This is a genomic window from Streptomyces sp. NBC_00328 (assembly GCF_036139655.1).
In the GTDB taxonomy this organism is placed as follows: domain Bacteria; phylum Actinomycetota; class Actinomycetes; order Streptomycetales; family Streptomycetaceae; genus Streptomyces.
On sequence record NZ_CP108013.1, the window covers coordinates 6,166,866 to 6,189,006 of the forward strand.

A 22,141-nucleotide genomic window follows, 5' to 3' on the forward strand; every position below is an offset into this window, starting at 1 on the left:
TGACTTTCTCGTCGTGCGCCAGTCTCCAGTACGCGCACATCCGAAAGCGCGCGTACATCCGAAAATCCCCAACGACGTGGAGACCACTCATGCCAGGCGCCATCTACGCCGAAGGCCTGGTGAAGACCTTCGGTGACGTAAGGGCTCTGGACGGCGTCGACCTCGATGTCCCGGAAGGCACCGTGCTCGGCCTGCTCGGGCCGAACGGCGCGGGCAAGACGACCGCGGTCCGCTGTCTGACGACCCTCCTGCGCCCCGACAGCGGCAAGGCCGTCGTCGCGGGCGTCGACGTGCTCAAGGACCCCGACGCGGTACGGCGCAGGGTCGGCCTCTCCGGACAGTTCGCGGCGGTCGACGAATACCTGACCGGCCGCGAGAACCTCCAGATGGTCGGCCGGCTCTACCAGATGCGGGCGAAGGCCGCGAAGGTCCGCGCGGACGAGCTCCTGGAGCAGTTCCACCTCGCCGACGCCGCCGACCGCACCGCCAAGACGTACTCGGGCGGCATGCGACGCCGTCTCGACCTGGCGGCGGCCCTGGTCGTGTCGCCCCCGGTGATGTTCATGGACGAGCCCACGACCGGCCTCGACCCGCGCAACCGCCAGCAGCTCTGGGACGTCATCAAGCAGCTCGTCTCCGGCGGTACGACGCTGTTGCTGACCACCCAGTACCTCGAAGAGGCCGACCACCTCGCGCACGACATCTGCGTCGTCGACCACGGCCGCGTCATCGCCCGCGGCACGGCCGACGAGCTCAAGGCGCAGACCGGCGGCGAGCGCGTCGAGGTCGTCGTGCACGAGCGCGAGCACATGGCCACCGCCTCCGAGGTGCTGCGCGGTTTCGGCAAGGGCGAGACGACGGTCGAGGAGCACACCCGCAAGCTCACCGTGCCCGTCACCGGCGGCGCGAAGCTCCTCGCGGAGGTGATCCGTGAGCTGGACACCCGCGGCATAGAGATCGACGACATAGGCCTGCGCCGCCCCACCCTCGACGACGTCTTCCTCTCCCTCACCGGCCATGTGGCCGAGGAGAAGGCCGAGGAGAACGGGGGCTCCGGGGACGGCCGGGGCGGCAAGGGCAAGGACGCCCGGAGCGACAAGAGCAGGAAAGAGGCCGCGAAGTGAGCGCCGTCAGCGACGCCGTGCGGGTCACGGCACCCTCGAACCCGGTCTACCAGTCCGTCCGGGACTCCCTGGTCATCGCCAAGCGGAACCTGATCAGAATGTCCAGGATTCCCGAGATGGTCATCTTCGGACTGATCCAGCCGATCATGTTCGTGGTGCTGTTCACCTACGTCTTCGGCGGGTCCATGAAGATCGGCGGCAGCACCAGCGCCACCGACTACACCAACTTCCTGATGGCCGGCATCTTCGCCCAGACCGTCACCTTCGCCACTGCCGGTGCCGGTGCAGGCATCGCCGACGACATGCACAAGGGCCTCATCGACCGCTTCCGGTCGCTGCCCATGGCGCGGGGCGCGGTGCTCACCGGCCGCACCCTGGCCGACCTCGTGCAGACCGCGCTGACCCTGCTGGTCCTCGCGGTGGTCGCCGTGATGGTCGGCTGGCGGGTCGGCTCGAACGGCAGCACCGACGCGTTCCGCGTCCTCGGGGCCTTCGGGCTGCTGCTTCTGCTCGGGTACGCGTTCACCTGGATCGGCGCGCTCATAGGCCTGTCCGTGCGGACGCCCGAGGCGGCCACCTCCGGCGGGCTGATCTGGCTCTTCCCGGTCACGTTCATCTCGAACGCGTTCGTGGACACCGGCAACATGACCCCCTGGCTGCGGCATGTCGCGGACTGGAACCCGTTCAGCGCCACCGTGCAGGCCTGCCGGGTGCTGTTCGCCAACCCCGGCGTGTCGACGTCCGACGCCTGGCCCATGCGGCACTCCTTGTGGGCCTCGGTGATCTACTCGGTCCTGATCGTGGTGATCTTCCGGACGCTCGCCGTCCGCAAGTACCGCTCGGCGACGGCGTGAGCTGCCGTTCGGCGACGGCGTGAGGTACCGCTCGAAGACGGCGTGACGCCGGCGCCGCCCTCGACGCGGATATGACGATGCCCCCGGCGTACTGCCGGGGGCATCGTCGTCGCCGGTCTCGGGCTCAGCCCCGGTGCGGTTCGGCCTTGAGGATCTTCACCGAGGCGAGCTTGCCGTTCGGCAGCTCGTACTGGGCGTCCTCGCCGACCTTCTTGCCGTTCACTCCGGCGCCGAGCGGCGACTGCGGAGAGTACGTCTCCATGTCGGAGCTCGCGTACTCGCGGGAACCGAGCAGGAAGTCCAGGGTGTCGTCCTCGTCGCCGTCGAAGGCGATGGTCACGATCATGCCGGGCGCGACCACGCCGTCCGCCGCGGGAGCCTCGCCGACCTTGGCGTTCTCCAGGAGCTGGGTCAGCTGGCGCACACGGAGCTCCTGCTTGCCCTGCTCTTCCTTGGCCGCGTGGTACCCGCCGTTCTCGCGCAGGTCGCCCTCCTCGCGCGCGGCCGCGATCTTGGCGGCGATCTCCGTGCGCGCAGGACCAGACAGGTACTCCAGCTCGGCCCTGAGCTGGTTGTACGCCTCCTGGGTCAGCCAGGTGACGTTCTCGCTGGTCTGGGTCACAGGTGCTCCTCGTAGGTACTGGGAATACAAAGCATCGCCCTACCCAGAAGGATGTTCTCTCACGGGTGGGCGAAACCACGAGCCTAACAATTCAGCGGCTCCGAGGGGAGGACATAAGACATCAGAATTGCATCAACGCAGGTCAGCCGCAGTCCGGCCGTAGGGTCAGCCACTGGTCGCCCAGAGTGACACCGGCCCGGGCCGATGCCGTCGGGTCCCGGTCGGCGGTGCCGCTCAGCCCGGGTGGCAGCCGAGGAGTTCCGCCGTGGTGCCCCGCGCCGTCGTACGCAGGGTGACCACCTTGTCGAGGCGGGAGGAGTCCTGGTCGAAGCGGAAATCGGCGCGGCCCACCTCGAGGCCGTCGGCGTCCTGCGAACGCAAGGTGCAGTAGCCCTTCGTGCCGGCGTCCTTGTGCACCTCCAGGTGCACCTCGACCGCGCTGTCCGAGACCGCCTTGAAGGTGATCACCTGCGCGCTGATCTCGGACCCGGCGATGTAGTCGTAGCCGAACCAGCCGACCACACCGATCAGGGCGACTCCCAGGACACCGCCGATGGCCCTGAGCTTCCGGTCGGCCCGCTCGTCCGCGGAGCGGCCGTACCGGCCCTCGGGCAACGTGCTCGCCGTACTCATGATCGTCCTCTCGGCCGGGTTCCAGAGCCGGACCCCGGAATTAATCGCCCCCCGATTCCGTCACTATAGAAGCCGCCCGCAGCGCGGAATCACGCCGGGCGCCGACAGCCGACCGACTCAGGCGACAGCCGACCGACCGAGGATTGAGTCTTGACTGACCAGCTGCGACTGATGGCCGTGCACGCCCACCCCGACGACGAGTCGAGCAAGGGTGCGGCCACCATGGCGAAGTACGTGTCCGAGGGGGTGGACGTGCTGGTCGTGACCTGCACGGGCGGGGAGCGCGGCTCCATCCTCAATCCCAAGCTGCAGGGCGACAAGTACATCGAGGAGAACATCCACGAGGTACGCAAGAAGGAGATGGACGAGGCCCGCGAGATCCTCGGCGTCAAGCAGGAGTGGCTCGGCTTCGTCGACTCCGGTCTGCCCGAGGGGGACCCGCTGCCGCCGCTGCCCGAGGGCTGCTTCGCCCTGGAGGACGTCGACAAGGCGGCCGGCGAGCTGGTCAAGCAGATCCGCTCGTTCCGCCCGCAGGTGATCACCACGTACGACGAGAACGGTGGCTACCCGCACCCCGACCACATCATGACCCACAAGATCTCGATGGTGGCCTTCGAGGGCGCGACGGACACCGAGAAGTACCCGGAGTCCGAGTTCGGGCCGGCGTTCCAGCCGCGGAAGCTGTACTACAACCAGGGCTTCAACCGGCCGCGCACCGAGGCGCTGCACCACGCGCTCCTGGACCGCGGGATGGAGTCGCCGTACGCGGACTGGCTGAAGCGCTGGAGCGAGTTCGAGCGCGCCGAGCGCACGCTGACCACACACGTTCCGTGCGCCGACTTCTTCGAGATCCGTGACAAGGCGCTGATCGCGCACGCCACGCAGATCGACCCGGACGGCGGCTGGTTCAAGGTCCCCATGGACATCCAGCGGGAGGTCTGGCCGACCGAGGAGTACGAGCTCGCGAAGTCCCTCGTGGACACATCCCTCCCCGAGGCCGACCTCTTTGCGGGCATCCGCGACAATGCCTGACATGAGCGCAAGCCTGGCACTGACGCACCTCGTCCCCCTCGCCAAGGAGGTCGACGAGAACAAGGTCACCCCCGGCGTCCTCGGCTTCATCGTCTTCGCGGTGATGGCCCTGGCCGTCTGGGGCCTGATGAAGTCCATGAACCGTCACATGGGCAAGGTCTCCTTCGAGCAGGACCCCGAGAACGAGGCGGCGTCCGCCGACGGCTCCGGCCCCGGCGGGAAGACCGCTCCCGCGAAGGGCTGAGCCGGCGCCGCGAGGGGCCGGGCCCGGGCGCGCGCCGCCCGCGTGCGTCCGGCCCCCGTGGACCCGTGCCCCGTGGACCGGTGGAACTCCGGCCCCCGTGGACCCTCGGGAGCCGTGAGCGATGACCGGAACCCCGGTGTGAGGCCCTCCGGGCACACACCGAGCTCCGGCGCGCGCCCGGAAGCCCGGCCGGAAGCCCGCTCCGAAGCCCAGCCGGAACCCCGGCCGGAACCGCGCCCCGAAGCCCGGCCGGCCGCTCCGGCGTGCGTCCGAGGAGCAGCCGCCTCACGGCAGGGTCACGTCACGTCGTCACGGTCACGCCCATCACATCGCGGGCGTGCCGTCCCGGCACCATGCCCAGCCGCCAGGCCTGCCAGCCGGCGTCCAGGTCCACGCCCCGCTCCAGCAGCAGCCGGTACGCCTCGATGAAGTCGTCCAGCCTGCCGTCGCGCGTGGCGTGGCCGGCCCGCGAGAGCTGCGACAGCTCCTCCAGGGACACCGCGGCGCCCACCTCGTGACCGCCCGGCGCCGCGTAGGGGAGCAGCGTGCAGCGCAGGAAGCGGGCCCAGTCCTCCCCGCGGCGGTCGCCGTACGAGGCGAACAGACCGGCGGCCTCGTCGCACAGGGACAGCGCCTGCTGGGTACGGGCGTTGCCCGCGTCGACGACGGCGAGTTCCAGGCACGTCCACGCCTCGCCGTGAGCCACCCCGATGCGCTGGAAGTCCGCGCGGGCGTCGACGAGGAGCTGGCGGGCGAAGCCCGAGTTCCGCAGGGAGCCCGTCTGCGCGGCGCGCTGGTCGCGGGTCACACGGGCCGAGTGGTGACGGGCGCAGGCCAGTCCGTAGACGTCCCGCATGCGCGAGAACATCGTCCTCGACCGCTCCAGCTCCCGCACCGCCTGGTCCAGGTCACCGGTCTCCTCCAGGGACTGGCCCAGGTAGTACACCGTCCACGCCTCGCCGCGCGCGTCCTCGTTCTCGCGATGCCGGGAGGCCGCCTGGCGCAGCCCGTCGACCGCGGCCGAAGGGTCGCCCTCGACGAGTCGCGCGCGGGCGAGCTGGGTGAGCGCCCAGGCCTCCCCGCGGGCGTCGCGCGTACGGCCGTACAGATCGAGCGCCTCGCGCAGTTCCCGTTCGGCGCGCGGTACGTCGCCCATCCGCAGTCCGAGCTGGCCGAGCTGGAAGTGGGCCCAGGCCTCGCCGTGCACCGAGCCGCTCTCGCGGTGCAGGACCAGGGCCTCGGTGAGGAGGCCCAGCGCCTGGCCGAGCCGGGACCGGTCGCGTTCCACCGCCGCGAGCGCGTGCATCGTCCAGGCGCGGTCGGCCGCCAGCTCGGGTGAGGCCTGAAGGTCCATGGCCTCCTGGAGCTTGGCTGCCGCCTCGACGAGGGTGCCCTGGTGGTGCAGCGTGATGCCGAGGGAGCACAGCGCTCTCGCGGCCCCCGCGTCGTGATGGGCCTCGAAATAGAGATCCACCACCGCGGCCAGGGTCGTCCGCGCCTTGTCCAGCTCGCCGAGCTGGCGGGCCGCGATACCCGTGCGCCACTGCACCGAGCGGATTAGGAGCCCCTGGTCGACGGCCTGGGTCAGCTCGCTGATCTCGCCCAGCCGGTACAGATCGCCGCGCAGCAGGCAGTAGTCGCACAGAGCGCCCAGCAGATGGAGCACCGCCGCCTGGTCCACCCCCTCCGCGTGCCGCAGGGCCGCCGTGATGAAGCTCGACTCGTCGTCCAGCCAGCGCAGCGCGGCGTCCAGTGAGGTGAAGCCCTGCGGCCCGAACTGGTCGGCGCGCGTCGATGTCCTGCCGTCCACCAGGCGGATCACCGAATCGGCGAGTTCCGCGTAGTTCACGATCAGCCGCTCCTGCGCCGCCGTGCGCTCCGAGGCCTCTTCCTCGTCGAGGAGGCGGGCCGCGGCGAAGGTCCGCACGAGATCGTGCAGGCGGTAGCGGCTGCCGCGCACGTGGTCGATCAGGCCCGCCCGGGAGAGGTCGGTCAGATGACGGAGGGCCTCGGGTTCGTCCGTCGCGAGCAGGGACGCCGCCGCTGCCGCGCCCAGCGAGGCCCGGCCGGCCAGGGCCAGCCGGCGCAGCAGCCGGCGCGCCGTGTCCGACTGGTCCGTGTAGCGCAGCCACAGCACCCGTTCGACGGGCTCCACCGGGCCGTAGGCCGCGAGGTCGCCGGCGAGAGCGCGCGGGGTGCGGGGGCCGAGCGAGGAGCCCGCGACCCGCAGCGCCAGCGGCAGACCGCCGCACAACTCCCGTATCCGGTCGGAGGATTCGGCGTCGTACGGACCGGAGGCGTCCTGTGCCGCCGCGGTCAGCAGCTCCTCGGAGCCTGCCGCGTCCAGTGCCTCCACGGGGAGCTGGTGCACCCAGGCGGAGAGACCGGCGGGCAGGTCGAGGGGCTTGCGCGCGGTCACCAGGACCAGGCTCTCGGAGCGCTCGGGGACCAGGATGCGTACCTGCTCGGCGTCGCTCGCGTCGTCCAGCACGATCGTCACGGGCAGGCCGGTCAGATGCTGGTGGTACAGCTCGCTCAGCCGTTTGACCTGCTGGTCCTGCGAGGAGCGCTCGCGGAAGAGGAGCTGTTCGCGCGGGGCGCCCAGCCGGTTCAGCAGGTGCAGGAGCGCGTCGCGGGTGGTGAGCGGCGGATCGTCCGGGCTGTCGCTCCGCAGGTCGACCACGCACGCGCCGCGGAACTGGTCCTTGAGGGCGTGCGCCGCCCGGACCGCGAGGGTGCTGCGGCCGGAGCCGGGGGCGCCGTGCAGCACGACGACCGTCGGTCTCGTCTCCGTGCTCGCGCGGGCCGCGTGAACCCACTGCGCGATCCGCGACAGTTCGGTGCGGCGCCCGGTGAACGGGCCCTCCTGTTCGGGGAGCTGGCCGAAGGAATGCTCCAGCACGCTGCGCCGGCGGGCGGCCGCGCTCTTGTCGGTGCGCCGCAGCTGGGGGGCGCCCTTCTTGGCGCCGGTGGTGGCGCTGAGCACCCGCTGCTGGTCGAGGAACGGCCGGATGCCCCGTACCTCCAGGGCCGTCAGCCACTGGAGGCGCAGCTGCTCGGGGCCGCCGGGCTGCCCCAGGGCTCCGGCGCGGCGGCTCGCGGCGGGTACGTGCGAGGCCGTCACCTTGAGGACGGTGGCGGTCGCGCCCGCCACGGCCACCGTCGCTCCGGTGCCGACGGCCGTGCCGGCGCCGGTGCCGAGGGCCAGGTCGCAGGCGACGGCGGCGAGCGCGCCGACCGCGGCCACCAGCAGGGGAGTTCCGGATCCCTGGCGGGCGAACCGCTGCCCGAAGGTCAGCCGCCCGGCCTCGGACTCGTCCAGCGCCCGTGTGTACGCCGTGTACTCCTCGGCGGCCGTCTCCGCCATCGTGTCGAGCGAGGCCCGCGCCCGGGACAGTAACGCGGTCCCGTCCGCACGCCCCCCTGAGCGGCGCACCTCCTCCTCGACGGCCCGGACCAACAGCCGCTCGGCCTCCGCCCGATGGCCGTCCCGCATGTCACGTCCCCCTCCGGCAGCAACTCCCTGGCCTACGAGTGTCCTTCGGCCGGGACGCGAACGCGAGGGGGCGTCGATCATTCGCCGCGATCGCGTGTGCCCGGCTCCGGAGTTCGCCCCCTCGGACGCACGAGCTCCGGCTGTTCACCGCGTGGGGCGCGGCCTTTGGAGAGAGCGAGGAACACGCAGGCGCAGGCGAGTCCCGCCTCCGCCACCGCGCAGGCCAGGGCCTGGACCAGAGGGGCGCCCGGCTGCGCGGTGGTTATGTCGAACCAGGCGTCGAGCACCGCGACGGCGGCCGTCGCCGAGGCGGTCAGCCGGGCGCGCGGATCGCGGCGCAGCCCCAGCACGGCGGTCGCCGCGCAGCCCGTGGCCATCAGCACGTCGAGTCCCGCCCAGGCCACCTGCCAGTTCCGCACCTCGGTGCTCGCCGGGAGCGTCCGCACGAGGAGCACCATCCACGGCACGAGCGCCACGGCGATGACACCGAGCAGCACCAGAGCCCAGTCGCTTCGCACGACGGCGCGATTCGTCTTCATGCCTCCACGATAGGACCACAGAGGAATTTCTGCAAAGAAAATTCTGCAGAACTAGTTCTGTGGAAGGGACGGGCCGGGGATACCGTGTCCGTATGCCCGACCCCGAGCTGACCGGTCTCGAACGCACCGCCCTGTACAAGTCCCTCGGCAACCCGCTGCGCCGCCGCATCCTCGACTACCTCGGCCGGCACGGCGAGGCGAACTCGACCGTGCTCGCCAGGGAACTCGGCGAGAGCTCCGGCACGACCAGCTACCACCTGCGCAAGCTGGCCGACCAGCATCTGATCGAGGAGATCGCGGAGAAGTCGGGCGGTCGTGAACGCTGGTGGCGGGCCCTTCCGTTCAGCCACACCACACCCGATCCGGCCACGATGGCCCCCGAGGAGCTCGCGGCCGCCGAGGGTGTGGCGCGCCTGAGGATCGAGATGGACACCGGGCTGTACCTCCGGGCGCACAAGGAGTACGCGGGGCCCGAGGGGTGGGCCCAGGTCCAGCGCTCCGGCAACTGGATGACCAGGGAGGAACTCCTGGACTTCGTACGCGAGTACCGGGCGCTCCTGGACCGGTACGGCCACACTCGTGAAGACGCCCCCGACGGGGCTCGCCCGGTGCATCTGCGCTTCTACGCCGTCCCGGACGCCGTGGGAGAGTGGCAGGGTGAACCGACTGGCCCATGAGACGTCCCCGTATCTGCTCCAGCACGCCGACAACCCCGTCGACTGGTGGCCGTGGTCGGCCGAGGCCTTCGACGAGGCCCGCAGAAGCAACCGGCCCGTTCTGCTGAGCGTCGGGTACAGCAGCTGCCACTGGTGTCATGTCATGGCCCACGAGTCCTTCGAGGACGAGGCGACTGCCACCTATCTGAACGAGCGCTTCGTCAGCGTCAAGGTCGACCGCGAGGAACGGCCGGATGTCGACGCCGTCTACATGGAGGCGGTGCAGGCGGCGACCGGGCAGGGCGGCTGGCCGATGACCGTGTTCCTCACCCCGGACGCCGAGCCCTTCTACTTCGGCACCTACTTCCCGCCCGAGCCGCGCCACGGCATGGCCTCCTTCCGGCAGGTGCTGGAGGGTGTGTCGACCGCCTGGAGCGACCGGCGGGACGAGGTCGCCGAGGTCGCCGGGAAGATCACGCGGGATCTCGCCGAGCGGGAGATGTCCTTCGGGGACAGCCAGGTGCCGGGCGAGGAGGAGCTGGCCGGCGCGCTGCTCGGGCTCACCCGGGACTACGACGCGGCGCGCGGCGGATTCGGCGGTGCGCCCAAGTTCCCGCCGTCCATGGTGATCGAGTTCCTGCTGCGCCACCACGCGCGGACCGGTTCCGAGGGCGCGCTCCAGATGGCCGTGGACACCTGTGAGCGGATGGCGCGCGGCGGTCTCTACGACCAGCTCGGCGGCGGATTCGCCCGCTACTCCGTCGACCGGGACTGGGTGGTCCCCCACTTCGAAAAGATGCTCTACGACAACGCCCTCCTCTGCCGGGTCTACGCCCATCTCTGGCGTTCCACCGGGTCCGGGCTCGCGCGGCGGGTCGCGCTGGAGACGGCGGACTTCCTGGTGCGCGAACTCCGCACCGGCGAGGGCGGGTTCGCCTCGGCGCTCGACGCCGACAGTGACGACGGCACCGGCAGGCACGTCGAGGGCGCGTACTACGTGTGGACGCCGGCGCAGTTGCGTGAGGTGCTCGGGGAGGCGGACGCCGAGTTCGCGGCGCGGTACTTCGGGGTCACCGAGGAGGGCACCTTCGAGGAAGGGGCCTCCGTCCTCCAACTGCCGCAGCAGGAAGAGGTCTTCGACGCCGAGAGGCTCGCCTCGGTACGGGAGCGGCTGCTCGCGGCGCGGGCCGGGCGGCCCGCCCCGGGGCGCGACGACAAGGTGGTCGCCGCCTGGAACGGGCTCGCGGTGGCCGCCCTGGCGGAGACCGGCGCCTACTTCGACCGACCCGATCTGGTGGAGGCCGCGATCGGCGCCGCCGACCTCCTCGTACGGCTGCACATGGACGACCGGGCGCGCCTCGCCCGCACCAGCAAGGACGGCCGGGCCGGCGCCCACGCGGGGGTGCTGGAGGACTACGCGGACGTCGCCGAGGGCTTCCTCGCGCTGACGTCCGTGACCGGGGAGGGGGTCTGGCTGGAGTTCGCCGGGTTCCTGCTCGACCATGTCCTCGCGCAGTTCACGGACGCCGGGTCGGGTGCGCTGTACGACACGGCGGCCGACGCCGAGCGGCTGATCCGCCGCCCGCAGGATCCCACCGACAACGCGACGCCCTCGGGGTGGAGCGCGGCGGCCGGGGCGCTGCTGTCGTACAGCGCTCAGACCGGCGCGGAACCCCATCGCACCGCCGCCGAGCGGGCGCTCGGCGTGGTGAAGGCGCTGGGGCCCCGGGCGCCCCGTTTCATCGGGTGGGGGCTCGCGGTGGCCGAGGCGCTGCTCGACGGCCCCCGGGAGGTCGCGGTGGTGGGCGAGGCGAGCGACCCGGCCACAACGGCCTTGCGGCGTGCGGCACTTCTGGGCACCGTGCCGGGGGCCGTCGTGGCGGTGGGGGTGCCGGAGAGTGAGGAGCTGCCGCTGCTCGCCGGCCGCCCGCTGGTGGACGGGAAGCCGGCCGCGTACGTCTGCCGTAACTTCGTCTGCGATGTCCCGACGACCGATCCCGACCGCCTTCGCGCGGTCCTGAACGGCCGAAACGCGTAACCCCCAACCGGTCCAAACGCCCCCAGAGAGCGATTTGTTCGGCAATTTGGCCGAGCGTGATGAAACAAGCTCTTCATCGGGACAACCCGTGTCCTTCACAGATCGCCCATAGCTTCTGCGTGGGGTCGTGACAGCCATGACGTGCTGTCACGACGGGGTTTGGGGATCTGGGGGGATCTGTTGCTGACGTCTGTCTTCATCACTGCCGTCTCACTGGCACTCTTCTGCATGGCGGCCTTCACCCTGTGGTGGCAGATGCACGCGTGGCGTACGCCCGAAGTGCTGGCTTCCACCCGGTTCAGCAGTCCGGACGGGGGTGAGAGCCTGTCCTTCTCGCTGCTGCTGCCCGCGCGGCACGAGCAGGCGGTGCTCGACCACACCATCCAGCGACTGCTGGAATCCGGCCACACCGACTTCGAGATCGTCGTGATCGTGGGTCACGACGACCCGGAGACCACGGAGGTGGCCCGGAGCGCGGAGGCGCGCGATACGCGGGTGCGGGTCGTCGTCGACCACCACGAGACGAAGAACAAGCCGAAGGCCATGAACACGGCCCTGCCGCACTGCCGCGGCGATGTGGTCGGGGTCTTCGACGCCGAGGACCAGGTGCATCCGGAGCTGCTGGCCCACGTCGACCATGCGTTCCGCACGACGGGCGCGGACGTCGTCCAGGGCGGGGTGCAGCTCATCAACTTCCACTCCAGCTGGTACAGCCTGCGCAACTGCCTGGAGTACTTCTTCTGGTTCCGCTCGCGCCTTCATCTGCACGCGCAGAAGGGGTTCATACCGCTCGGCGGCAACACCGTCTTCGTGCGGACGGAGGTCCTGCGGGAGGCCGGCGGATGGGACCCCGAGTGCCTGGCGGAGGACTGCGACCTGGGCGTACGCCTGTCCAGCGTCGGCAAGAAGGTCGTCGTCGCGTACGACTCCGACATGGTGACCAAGGAGGAGACTCCCGGCTCGCTCGTGTCGCTGCTCAAGCAGCGGACCCGGTGGAACCAGGGCTTCCTCCAGGTCTACCGCAAGCGCGACTGGAGACAACTGCCCACCTTCGGGCAGCGGTTGCTGGCCCGCTACACGCTGATGACGCCGTACCTCCAGGCGGTCTCCGGGGTGATCATCCCCCTCAACGTGGCGGTCGCCCTCTTCCTCGACGTGCCCGTCGGGATCGCCTTCGTCACGTTCCTGCCGGCCGTGACCGCCCTGGTCACCTTCGTCTTCGAACTCGTCGGGCTGCACGACTTCGGCAAGCAGTACGGGCTTCGCGTGCGCTTCGTGCACTACCTGAAGCTCGTCGTCGGCGGCCCCTTCTACCAGGTGCTGCTGGCGGGTGCCGCCGTGCGCGCCGTCTGGCGTGAGCAACGGGGCCGCAACGACTGGGAGCTGACCAGTCACGTCGGCGCGCATCTCACCGACGCGATCCGAGAGGACGTTCCCGCGTGACCTCCACCCTTCCCGCGGCGACCACACCCACGGTCCCCGCGCAGCGGCCTCCTGCGCCCAAAATCGTCCCGACGTCCCTCGCGGCACCGCGATTTCGCAGCTCGCGCGCCGATCTGATCCTGTGCGCGGCGCTGCTCGCGGCGATCCTCCTCGTGCAGGGCTGGAACATCTCCGCCTATCCGGCCCTCAGCGACGACGAGGGCACCTACCTCGCCCAGGCCTGGGCCGTCCAGCACGGCAGGGGCCTGGCCCACTACACGTACTGGTACGACCATCCGCCCCTCGGCTGGATCCAGATAGCCCTGCTGACCTGGATCCCCGCGCACATCAGCCCGTCCCTGATGACGGTGGGCTCGATGCGCTTCGCGATGCTCGTGGTCAGCGCGGCGAGCGCGGTTCTGCTGTACGTCCTCGCACGCCGGCTGTCGCTGCCGCGGTGGGCGGCCGGGCTCGCGATGGTCCTCTTCGGGCTCTCCCCGCTCTCGGTCGTGCTCCAGCGGGAGATCTTCCTCGACAACATCGCGGTGATGTGGACGCTGCTCGCGTTCTGCCTGGCCGCCTCGCCGAGCCGTCATCTCTGGCACCACTTCGGCGCGGGCCTCGCGGGCGCCGCCGCCGTGCTGACCAAGGAGACGATGCTCGTCATCCTGCCCGCGCTGTTCGTCACGATGTGGCGGCACAGCCACCGCGACACCCGCAAGTTCGCGCTCACCGGGGCCGTCACGGCATGCGTGCTGATCGGCACCGCGTATCCGCTCTTCGCCCTGCTCAAAGGCGAGTTGTTCCCCGGCGGAGGACATGTCTCGCTCTGGGAGGGCATCACCTACCAGATGAGCCGCCCCGGTTCCGGATTCGTCCTGGAACGCGGCACCGGCTCGTACGGGGTCCTCCATTCCTGGCTGTACTACGACCGGATCCTGCCGCTCGGCGGACTCGCGGGCGCGCTGCTGCTCCTGGTCACGTTCCGCTGGTCGGTGACGGCCCGCGCCCTGGCCGGACCCGCGCTCACCGTGGCGGTCCTCGCCGTGGTGGCGCTGCGCCCGAGCGGCTACCTGCCCGCGATGTACGTGATCCAGGCGCTCCCCTTCCTCGCCCTCGTCCTCGCCGGAGGCACCGCGAGCGTGGCCCACGCCGTGCTGCGCAGACGGCGGACCGAGCAGGAGCGGACGTATGTGACCTGGGGCCGGCGCGGGCTGGCCGCGGTGCTGGTGGTGGCCGCGGGCGCCTATGTCGTGCCCCGCTGGTACGACGGTGACCGCACCGCCATGACGGCCGACGCCAACGCCCCCTACCGGGCGGCCTCCTCATGGCTGCGGACCGAGGTGAAGGACCCCGCGGACACCCGGGTCCTGGTCGACGACGCGCTCTGGCTCGACCTCGTGCACGACGGCTACCGGCCCGGCCTCGGCGTCATCTGGTTCTACAAGGCCGACCTCGACCCCGCGGTCACCAAGACGATGCCGCGGGGCTGGAAGGACCTCGACTACGTGGTCGCCTCCCCGACGGTACGGCGGGACGCGCCCGACCTGCCGAACGTGAAGGCCGCGATGGAGCACTCCACGCCTGTCGCCACGTTCGGCACGGGCGAGGACCGGGTCGAGATCCGGCGGATCGACGACAACCACGACGACAACGACACCACCACCACCGTCCGTTCTTCCGGAGGCGATCGATGAGCAGCTTCGAGAGCACCGCACCGCAGGAACTGGCCGATCCGGCCGTACGCGCCGCCGAGGTCCCGGAGCCGGGCGCCGTCACCGTCGTCGTACCGACCTTCAACGAGTCGGCGAACATACGGCAGTTGCTGCGGCAGATCACCGAGTCGGTGCCGGTCCGGCTGCCCTGCGAGGTCGTCTTCGTGGACGACTCCACCGACGACACCCCCGAGGTGATCACCGAGGCGGCGCGGGACTGTCCGTTCCCGGTGACCGTGCTGCACCGCGAGACGCCCGAGGGCGGGCTCGGCGGCGCGGTCGTGGAGGGGCTGAAGGCGGCGACCTCCCAGTGGATCGTCGTCATGGACGGGGACTGCCAGCACCCGCCCTCCCTGATACCGGAGTTGATCGCCTCGGGGGAGCGTGCGAACGCGGGCCTCGTGGTCGCGAGCCGGTACATCAAGGGCGGCAGCCGGGAAGGGCTCGCGGGCGGCTACCGGATCGCGGTGTCGCGCGGCGCGACCTGGCTGACCAAGTCGCTCTTCCCGCGCAGGCTGCGGGGCATCAGCGATCCGATGAGCGGGTTCTTCGCGATCCGGCGCAGCGCGGTGACCGCCGAGGTCCTGCGGCCGCTCGGCTACAAGATCCTGCTCGAACTCGCCGTACGCAGCCGTCCCCGCCAGGTCACCGAGGTGCCGTTCGTCTTCCAGGACCGCTTCGCGGGAGAGTCCAAGTCGAGCGCGCGGGAGGGCTTCCGGTTCCTGCGCCATCTCGTCGGGCTGCGCACCGCCTCGCCGGTGGCCCGCATGGTGGTCTTCGGGCTGATCGGAGCCACCGGCTTCGTGCCGAACCTGCTCGGGCTGTACGCCCTCACGGCCGCCGGACTGCACTACGTACCGGCGGAGATCCTCGCCAACCAGCTCGGCGTGGCCTGGAACTTCCTGCTGATCGAGCATCTGCTGTTCCGGGAGCGACGCAAGCACCGCAACCGCTGGGACCGCATGGGCCGGTTCGCGCTGCTCGCCAACGCCGACCTGCTGCTGCGCATCCCGCTGATCGCGCTCTTCGTCGACCGCTTCGGCATGGGCGCCCTGTCCGCCACGGCACTGGCCCTGGTGACGACCTTCGTTCTGCGCTTCGCCGGCACCGAAGCGCTGGTCTATCTGCCGCGCCGCAGCCGCGAGAGCGGGCGCGGAGGCCGTACCGCGAGGAGGACCGTGTGAGATTCCGGGTGAGACCGCGACGCGGGACGTCACTCCTGGCCGTGACAGGTCTGGCCGCCGGACTGCTGCTCGTGTCACCGCAGCCCGCGTCCGCCGCCAACCTCGTCACGAACCCGGGCTTCGAGACCGACGGCACGGACGGCATGCCGTCCTGCTGGGAGAAGTCCGGCTGGGGCGACAACGACTTCGGCTTCGCGACCGTGACCGACGCCCATTCCGGTTCCAAGGCCATGAAGGTGACGCTGACGCGCCGGGTGGACGGCGACCGCAAGGCGCTGATCACCGAGTCCGCCGCGTGCGCGCCGGTGGTCACCGTGGGCAAGCAGTACGACCTCGGGCTCTACTACAGGACGACGACCCCCGACGCGGCGATCACGCTCTTCCGGCACGACACCACGGCGGGCTGGCAGTACTGGACCGACCTGAAGACCCTGGACATGGCGGCCGCCTGGACCCAGGCGACGGTGCGCACCCCGGCCGTCCCGGCGGGCACCGACCGCGTCACCTGGGGTGTCTCCGTGTACGGCACGGGCTCCGCGACCACCGACGACTACACGATGGAACAGGTCTCCGACCCCGTTCCGCCGGCCACCTGCACGGGCACGGCCGAGGAGTGCGCGAACGGGAAGTGGACGGTCCTGCCGACCCAGAACCCGGTCCGCTCCATGCACTCCGTCGTCCTCAGCAACGGCAAGGTGCTGCTGATCGCGGGCTCCGGGAACAGTGAGGAGAACTTCGCCGCGGGCACGTTCACGTCGGCGGTGTACAACCCGGCGACCGGCTCGTACAAGGTGATCCCCACGCCCAAGGACATGTTCTGCGCCGGGCACGTCCAGCTCGCCGACGGGCGGGTGCTGGTGATGAGCGGTAACAAGGCGTTCCCGGTCGTGGGCGGGCATGGGTACGAGGGGTTCAAGGACTCGTACGTCTTCGACCCGGTCACCGAGACGTACAGCAGGACGAACGACCTCAACGACGGTCACTGGTATCCGTCGGCGACCGAGCTGGGCAACGGCGACATCATCTCGTTCGGCGGGCTGCGCGAGGACTCGTCCGGTTCGGTGACCGCCGAGCGCTGGTCGAACGCCCAGCAGCAGTGGCTTCCGCTGTGGCAGGTCAACCAGACGTGGTCGTTCTGGGGCCTGTACCCGTCGATGATCCTGATGCAGGACGGCCGGCTCTTCTACTCGGGCAGCCATGTCTTCGGCAACGGAACCCCGGGCACCGGCTCGGCGATCTACGACTACGACGCCAACACCCAGACCGCGGTCCCCGGCCTGCAGAACAAGGACGAGCGCGACCAGTCCGCGAGCGTGCTGCTGCCTCCCGCGCAGGACCAGAAGGTCCTCACCCTCGGCGGCGGCAACATCGACTCGAACCCGGCCGCGAACCGGCTCACCGACATCATCGACCTCAAGGCCGCCGACCCGGCGTACACGATGGGCCCGCCGATACCGCAGGGCACGGTGGACCTCGGCAACGGCAAGGTCGCCCAGACCGGCAGCCAGGGCAAGATGTACGTCTCGGCGGTACTGCTGCCCGACGGGAAGGTCCTGGAGACGGGCGGCGGACTGCACAACCGCGCCGACCCGGTCTTCGAGGCGTCGCTCTTCGACCCGGCGACCTCGTCCTTCGACCCGGTGGCCGCCGACCCGGAGGCGCGCGGCTACCACTCCTCCGCGTTCCTGCTGCCCGACGGCCGCGTGATGGCCACCGGCGACAACCCGGGCAACGGCACCTGGAACCACGACGTGTCCATCTACACCCCGCCGTACCTCCTCAAGGGCACCCGCCCGACGATCACTTCGGTGATCGACAACGAGTGGGTGTACGGGGACACCCAGCGCATCACGGTCGACCGGCCCATCGTGAAGGCGGAGTTGATCCGGCCCGCCGCGGTGACGCACTCGTCCGACCCCAACCAGCGGTTCGTGGACCTGCCGCTGAGCGTGGACGGCAACAACGTCGACCTCAACGTGACGAGCAACCCCAACCTGGCGCCGCCCGGCTGGTACATGCTCTTCGCGGTCGACGCCAACGGCGTTCCCTCGGTGGCCAGGTGGGTGCATCTCCAGGGCCCGTCCGCGCTCGCCGCGGACACCGCCTCGGCGCACGTCCACGCCTTCGCCGACTCGCTGGAAGGCGCCGTCACCGAGCCGGGCAGGAAGCGGACCTCGCAGAAGGTGTCCACGACCATCTCGGGCTGCGACCGCCACTACGGCACGGTCAACATCTGCGTGCCGACGGTCTTCCCGGAGGGGGTGAAGAAGACGACGGCCTCCCGCTGCGCCTGGCTGAAGAAGAACGACTACGGGCGCCTCAGGATCAACGGCAAGGACGATCCGCTCGGACTCGACCCCAGCGGGGACCGACTGGCCTGCGGGGCGAAGGATCTGATCAGGCGCTGAGTGTCATCCGTGGACGCCGGGACCTGTCCTTCAGGTCCCGAACTCCGCGAGGGCGCGCTCCACGACGGTCTCCAGCCGGTCGTGGTGCGCGCCCTTCCAGTAGGCGCGTCCGCACTCGGCGCACTGCGCGAAGACGTCGTACGACCGCTCGGTGCCGCTCTCCAGCTGGTCCGCGACCTGCTCCTTGGTGGCCTTCGCGAGCAGGCCGTTGCACGCGGTGCAGCGCGACCAGGGTTTCAGCTCGGGCGCGAACCGGCCCAGGACGTCACGGAGTTGGTCGTCGGGCTGGGTGCTGTAGACGAAGCCGCCGGCCCACAGTTCGCGGCGGTGCAGCAGCCCGCGGTCGCGGCTGAGCAGGACGCGCCGCTCGGCCGCCGAACGCGCGGCGAGCGCCGGGTCGCCGATGTCGGTGGACTCGTACGCCGTGTCGACGCCGAGCAGGCGCATCCGGCGGGCCAGGGTGCCGAGATGGACGTCCAGGAGGAAGCGCAGCGGCGCGCCGGGGACCCGCTGCGGGCGTTCGACGGCGCGGACCCGCACGGACTCGCCGGCCGCCGGGATGTGCGAGAAGGGCACCTCGCGCCCGTCCACGGTCAGGGCGCCGACCTCGGTGAGCGGGACGCCCAGCGACTCGACGACATGGCCGAGGGTGGAGGAGCCGTCGGTGCCGACGGGGTTGCTTCCCGTACGGCGGGCGTGCGGGACGAACAGCCCCAGTTCGGGGGCGAATTCGATGTGGATCTCCGGTCCGTTCACGCGGTCAGGATGTCATGCGGGGTGCGCCCCGGTCCCCCGGGTTTTGCGGCGGCAGACCGTGCTCCATGACGTTCACGGTCCGCTCGACGAGCTCGGCGAGGTCGTCCCCCTGCCCGGTCTCGGCCCAGTACATGGAGGTCTCCATCAGCCCGCCGATGAGCGACATCGCGAAGACCCGGACCTCCAGGCTGTCCGGGTCCCGGCCGGAGCGCTCCCCGATGACCCGGCTCAGCAGCCGCCCGGTGACGGACATGCTCTCCATCATCCGGGAACGCACCGCGGGGACCTCGACCATCAGCCGCGTCCGGAGCCGGCTGATCTCGGGGTCCTCGGAGCTGCTGGCGCCGATGGCCTTCCTGATCACATGGCGCAGCGAGTCGAACCACGGCTCGTCGGCGGGGCGCTCGCGCAGTTCCTGTTCCAGCAGCGGGTCGTACTCGTCCGTGAGGACGATGTCCTCCTTGGTCGGGAAGTAGCGGAACACCGTGGACGGGGAGACCTCGGCCGCCTCCGCGATCTGCTCGACCGTCGTCGCGTCGTACCCCTGCCGCTCGATCAGCCGGTAGGTCGCCTCGCGGATCGCGACGCGGGTCTTCATCTTCTTCCGCTCGCGGAGCCCCGGCTGGGGCTCCGCGGCGGGGGCGGAACTCTGAGTGGTGGCGGCCATGGTTCCTATTGTCCGGCATCCGCCGGGGCCGGGGTCATGGCGGTGTCCTCCTCGGGCGCCGGGGCGGCCCGCCGGGGGCTCGGCAGCAGCGCCGCCGCCAGCAGCGCGGTGACCAGCGCCGCGATCCCGCTGACCAGCAGGACCAGATCCATGCCGTGGATGTACGCGGCGTTCGCGGAGGCGGCGAGGGCCGGGTCGCCGAGCCGGTCCGCGACCACATGGGCGCCGACCACCGAGCCGTCGGCGGCGTTCGCGGCGGCACGCGGCAGCGCGGACGTGTCGAGACGGTCGGCGTACGTGCTCGCCAGCAGGGAGCCGAGCAGGGCGATACCGATCGCGCTGCCCACCTGGCGCACCGTCATCAGCAGCCCGGAGCCGCTGCCGGCCCGGTCGCGGGGGAGTTCGCCGAGGGCGGCGGACATGGCGGGCACCACGGCGAAACCGAAGCCGAGCCCGGCGACGGACAGCCACAGTGCCGTGGCGCCGTACCCGTCGTCGACGGTCGTACGGCTGCCGAGGAACGCGGCGAGGGCGAGGACGACGAGACCCGCGCTGATCACCGAGCGCGCCCCGAAGCGGGCGACCAGCGGCTGCGCGCCCCGGGAGGCGACCAGCAGCCCGCCCATCATCGGCAGCATCCGGACCCCGGTCGCCAGCGCGTCGTGTCCGAGCACCGCCTGGAGGTACTGGGGCAGTACGAACATCAGGCCGGACAGGACGAACATGACGAGTGTCGCGGCGAGGGCGTTGAGCAGGAAGCCGCGCTGGGCGAGCAGGGAGAGATCGAGCATGGGCCGGGGGCTGCGGCGTTCGCGGACGACGAGCAGCGCGATCAGGGCGACGGAGGCGGCGAAGCAGCCGAGGACGAGCGGGTCGCCCCAGCCGCGGGTCGGGGCCTCGATGATGGCGTAGATCAGGACGCTGAGGCCGGCCGCGGTGAGCGCGGTGGAGAGCGCGTCGACCTTGGGCGATGCCGGGTCCCTGGTCTCGGGGAGCAGGAAGGCGCAGGCGGTGATCCCGATGGCCGCCATCGGCACGTTGACCAGGAAGACCGAGCCCCACCAGAAGTGGTTCAGCAGCCAGCCGCCGATGATCGGGCCGAGCGGCAGACCGAGCGCCGAGGCGGCGGAGACGGCTCCGACCGCCTTGGTGCGCTCGTCGGGTCCGAACAGCGAGGGCAGGACGGCGAGCGCGAGCGGCATCACCAGCGCGCCGCCGACACCCATCAGGGCGCGGGCGGCGATCACCCAGGTGACGTCGTCGACGACGGCGCCGACCAGGGAGCCGGCGAGGAAGACCGCGAGGCCCGTGATGAGCATCCGGCGCCGCCCGAAGCGGTCGCCGAGCAGGCCCGCCGGGAGCATCAGCGAGGCGAAGACCACGACGTACGCGTCCGCCATCCACTGCTGCTCCCCGGTGGACGCGCCGAGGTCCCGGGCCATCGTCGGCAGCGCCACATTGAGGATCGTCATGTCGAAGCCGAGCGCGAGCATGCTCGCGACCAGGGCCCCGAGGGCCCACCAGCGTCGGGGGTCGCGCCGAACGGCGCCGTCCTGAGTGAGAGTCACCATGAAATGAGAGTAACTCCCAAAAGCTAGGTGATGTCAATCGAGTACGACTTTCAGACAGCTGGTGGGCGGAGCCGCGGCGGAGGCGCGAGGGCCGGACGGTGGCCGGAAAACGCGCAGTGGCCGCGGCTGGGGAGCCGCGGCCACTGAAGAAGGGGGGAAGTCGGGGGATCAGCCGTGCTGGTAGGCCACCAGGGAGATGCCGACGTAGTGCACGATGAACGCCGCGAGGGTCAGGGAGTGGAAGACCTCGTGGAATCCGAACCAGCGCGGTGACGGGTTGGGCTTCTTGATGCCGTAGATCACTCCGCCGGCGCTGTAGAGCAGCCCGCCGACGATCACCAGGACGAGGACGGCGATGCCGCCCGTGCGCATGAAGTCGGGCAGGAAGAACACGGCCGCCCAGCCCATCGCGATGTAGCAGGGCGTGTAGAGCCAGCGCGGGGCGCCGACCCAGAACACCCGGAAGACGATGCCCGCCGCCGCGGCGGCCCAGATGCTCCACAGGAGCCACTGCCCCTTGGCCTCCGGCAGCAGCAGCATGGTCAGCGGTGTGTAGGTGCCCGCGATGATCAGGAAGATGTTCGCGTGGTCGAGTCTGCGCAGGACACCGTCCATGCGCGGACTCCAGTCGCCGCGGTGGTAGAGGGCGCTCACGCCGAACAGCAGGCAGGCCGTCAGGGCGAAGATCCCGCAGGCGATACGTCCACGGGGCGAGTCCGCCAGGGCGGTGAGGACCAGTCCGGAGACGAGTGCGGCCGGAAACATGCCGAGGTGCAGCCAGCCGCGGAGCTTGGGCTTGATCTCTTCCGACAAGGAGTGCGCGACAGACGTCTGGCCGGCGGCCGGCGAGTCCGTGGGCGCGTCGGGGACGGACGCAGTCATGCGCCGAATCGTACCTACGGAACCGTAAGTTACGCGTCAGTCCCACGCAAGCGGGCCGCAATAGTGGCCATGATCTCACGGTGGCGACGGGGTCCGCGGGGTACTCGCGGTGAACCCCGGGTGAGCGGGCGGAAACCTCCCTGGAAGTGGCGATGCTCACTCCGCTCAAGTGTGAGGCCCTCTGGACATATGCGCGGCCCGGTCGGATCATCAAATGAGTGCGGTCGGCACCGGATGAGCGCCAGGGGTTCCATCACCGTGAAGCATCCGGGTCGCAGCCCCCACGGGGCACCAAAAC

The 22,141-nt window shown here is 70.7% G+C and carries 18 protein-coding genes; 10 read left to right on the forward strand and 8 right to left on the reverse strand.

The features are described from left to right. Nucleotides 1-89: 89 nt before the first annotated feature. Entirely contained in the window at nucleotides 90-1,124 is a 1,035-nt protein-coding gene (locus tag OG485_RS27135) for an ATP-binding cassette domain-containing protein (RefSeq protein ID WP_328671132.1), read from the forward strand. Next, nucleotides 1,121-1,978, forward strand: a complete 858-nt coding sequence (locus OG485_RS27140) for an ABC transporter permease (protein ID WP_328671133.1) — start codon at nucleotides 1,121-1,123, stop codon at nucleotides 1,976-1,978. Before OG485_RS27135 ends, OG485_RS27140 begins: the two co-directional genes overlap by 4 nt. A gap of 124 nt (nucleotides 1,979-2,102) precedes the next feature. On the opposite strand, the gene greA is transcribed toward OG485_RS27140, so the two are convergent. Further along, nucleotides 2,103-2,600, reverse strand: coding sequence for a transcription elongation factor GreA (gene greA / locus OG485_RS27145; protein WP_326785819.1), 498 nt, complete (start codon nucleotides 2,598-2,600; stop codon nucleotides 2,103-2,105). Nucleotides 2,601-2,834: 234 nt separating this feature from the next. Next, a complete protein-coding gene (locus OG485_RS27150; RefSeq protein WP_328671134.1) occupies nucleotides 2,835-3,233 on the reverse strand; it encodes a DUF4307 domain-containing protein in 399 nt (132 codons plus the stop codon). Between the two features lie 171 nt (nucleotides 3,234-3,404). On the opposite strand from OG485_RS27150, the gene mca reads away from it, so the two are divergent. Together mca and OG485_RS27160 are read left to right on the forward strand one after the other, a co-directional pair. Further along, a complete protein-coding gene (gene mca / locus OG485_RS27155) occupies nucleotides 3,405-4,265 on the forward strand; it encodes a mycothiol conjugate amidase Mca (protein WP_328674681.1) in 861 nt (286 codons plus the stop codon). Further along, complete coding sequence (locus OG485_RS27160; protein ID WP_326785816.1) at nucleotides 4,258-4,509, forward strand: hypothetical protein; 252 nt, start codon at nucleotides 4,258-4,260, stop codon at nucleotides 4,507-4,509. The genes mca and OG485_RS27160 overlap by 8 nt, the downstream gene beginning before the upstream one ends. A 301-nt stretch (nucleotides 4,510-4,810) precedes the next feature. Here OG485_RS27160 and OG485_RS27165 read toward each other — a convergent pair whose 3' ends face one another. Together OG485_RS27165 and OG485_RS27170 are read right to left on the reverse strand one after the other, a co-directional pair. Further along, on the reverse strand, nucleotides 4,811-8,005 hold the full coding sequence (locus OG485_RS27165; protein WP_328671135.1) for a tetratricopeptide repeat protein: 3,195 nt from the start codon (nucleotides 8,003-8,005) through the stop codon (nucleotides 4,811-4,813). 77 nt (nucleotides 8,006-8,082) lie between these two features. Then, entirely contained in the window at nucleotides 8,083-8,544 is a 462-nt protein-coding gene (locus tag OG485_RS27170; RefSeq protein ID WP_328671136.1) for a hypothetical protein, read from the reverse strand. Nucleotides 8,545-8,636: 92 nt separating this feature from the next. On the opposite strand from OG485_RS27170, the gene OG485_RS27175 reads away from it, so the two are divergent. The 6 genes from OG485_RS27175 to OG485_RS27200 all read left to right on the forward strand — a co-directional run bounded on the left by OG485_RS27175 (nucleotide 8,637) and on the right by OG485_RS27200 (nucleotide 17,967). Beyond that, nucleotides 8,637-9,221 (forward strand): ArsR/SmtB family transcription factor, encoded by a 585-nt coding sequence (locus OG485_RS27175; protein ID WP_328671137.1) that lies wholly within the window; start codon nucleotides 8,637-8,639, stop codon nucleotides 9,219-9,221. Then, nucleotides 9,202-11,238, forward strand: a complete 2,037-nt coding sequence (locus OG485_RS27180) for a thioredoxin domain-containing protein (RefSeq protein ID WP_328671138.1) — start codon at nucleotides 9,202-9,204, stop codon at nucleotides 11,236-11,238. Before OG485_RS27175 ends, OG485_RS27180 begins: the two co-directional genes overlap by 20 nt. Before the next feature lie 180 nt (nucleotides 11,239-11,418). After that, nucleotides 11,419-12,681, forward strand: coding sequence for a glycosyltransferase (locus tag OG485_RS27185; RefSeq protein WP_328671139.1), 1,263 nt, complete (start codon nucleotides 11,419-11,421; stop codon nucleotides 12,679-12,681). Then, a complete protein-coding gene (locus OG485_RS27190; protein WP_328671140.1) occupies nucleotides 12,678-14,357 on the forward strand; it encodes an ArnT family glycosyltransferase in 1,680 nt (559 codons plus the stop codon). The genes OG485_RS27185 and OG485_RS27190 overlap by 4 nt, the downstream gene beginning before the upstream one ends. Then, nucleotides 14,354-15,559 carry a glycosyltransferase family 2 protein gene (locus OG485_RS27195; protein WP_328671141.1) on the forward strand — a complete coding sequence of 402 codons (1,206 nt, stop codon included), beginning with the start codon at nucleotides 14,354-14,356 and terminating at the stop codon, nucleotides 15,557-15,559. Before OG485_RS27190 ends, OG485_RS27195 begins: the two co-directional genes overlap by 4 nt. A 143-nt stretch (nucleotides 15,560-15,702) precedes the next feature. Further along, on the forward strand, nucleotides 15,703-17,967 hold the full coding sequence (locus tag OG485_RS27200; RefSeq protein ID WP_328674682.1) for a galactose oxidase early set domain-containing protein: 2,265 nt from the start codon (nucleotides 15,703-15,705) through the stop codon (nucleotides 17,965-17,967). 30 nt (nucleotides 17,968-17,997) lie between these two features. Here the strand turns inward: OG485_RS27200 and OG485_RS27205 are convergent, their stop codons facing one another. From OG485_RS27205 to trhA, 4 genes are all read right to left on the reverse strand, one after another. Further along, nucleotides 17,998-18,723, reverse strand: a complete 726-nt coding sequence (locus OG485_RS27205) for a Mut7-C RNAse domain-containing protein (protein ID WP_328671142.1) — start codon at nucleotides 18,721-18,723, stop codon at nucleotides 17,998-18,000. Nucleotides 18,724-18,727: 4 nt separating this feature from the next. Next, the gene (locus OG485_RS27210; protein WP_328671143.1) at nucleotides 18,728-19,390 is read right to left on the reverse strand and encodes a TetR/AcrR family transcriptional regulator; all 663 of its coding nucleotides are present in this window, start codon (nucleotides 19,388-19,390) and stop codon (nucleotides 18,728-18,730) included. A gap of 5 nt (nucleotides 19,391-19,395) precedes the next feature. Then, nucleotides 19,396-20,961, reverse strand: coding sequence for an MFS transporter (locus OG485_RS27215; RefSeq protein ID WP_328671144.1), 1,566 nt, complete (start codon nucleotides 20,959-20,961; stop codon nucleotides 19,396-19,398). 168 nt (nucleotides 20,962-21,129) lie between these two features. Further along, nucleotides 21,130-21,843 (reverse strand): PAQR family membrane homeostasis protein TrhA, encoded by a 714-nt coding sequence (trhA, locus tag OG485_RS27220; RefSeq protein WP_328448790.1) that lies wholly within the window; start codon nucleotides 21,841-21,843, stop codon nucleotides 21,130-21,132. Between the last annotated feature and the right edge of the window lie 298 nt (nucleotides 21,844-22,141).

Excerpts from the sequence above, each read along its gene's own strand:
- trhA (WP_328448790.1), bottom strand. The coding sequence starts at position 21,843 with ATGACTGCGTCCGTCCCCGACGCGCCCACGGACTCGCCGGCCGCCGGC.
- OG485_RS27200 (WP_328674682.1), top strand. The coding sequence starts at position 15,703 with ATGCCGTCCTGCTGGGAGAAGTCCGGCTGGGGCGACAACGACTTCGGC.
- mca (WP_328674681.1), top strand. The coding sequence starts at position 3,405 with ATGGCCGTGCACGCCCACCCCGACGACGAGTCGAGCAAGGGTGCGGCC.
- OG485_RS27165 (WP_328671135.1), bottom strand. The coding sequence starts at position 8,005 with ATGCGGGACGGCCATCGGGCGGAGGCCGAGCGGCTGTTGGTCCGGGCC.
- OG485_RS27175 (WP_328671137.1), top strand. The coding sequence starts at position 8,637 with ATGCCCGACCCCGAGCTGACCGGTCTCGAACGCACCGCCCTGTACAAG.
- OG485_RS27195 (WP_328671141.1), top strand. The coding sequence starts at position 14,354 with ATGAGCAGCTTCGAGAGCACCGCACCGCAGGAACTGGCCGATCCGGCC.
- OG485_RS27210 (WP_328671143.1), bottom strand. The coding sequence starts at position 19,390 with ATGGCCGCCACCACTCAGAGTTCCGCCCCCGCCGCGGAGCCCCAGCCG.
- OG485_RS27170 (WP_328671136.1), bottom strand. The coding sequence starts at position 8,544 with ATGAAGACGAATCGCGCCGTCGTGCGAAGCGACTGGGCTCTGGTGCTG.
- OG485_RS27135 (WP_328671132.1), top strand. The coding sequence starts at position 90 with ATGCCAGGCGCCATCTACGCCGAAGGCCTGGTGAAGACCTTCGGTGAC.
- OG485_RS27160 (WP_326785816.1), top strand. The coding sequence starts at position 4,258 with ATGCCTGACATGAGCGCAAGCCTGGCACTGACGCACCTCGTCCCCCTC.
- OG485_RS27150 (WP_328671134.1), bottom strand. The coding sequence starts at position 3,233 with ATGAGTACGGCGAGCACGTTGCCCGAGGGCCGGTACGGCCGCTCCGCG.
- OG485_RS27215 (WP_328671144.1), bottom strand. The coding sequence starts at position 20,961 with ATGGTGACTCTCACTCAGGACGGCGCCGTTCGGCGCGACCCCCGACGC.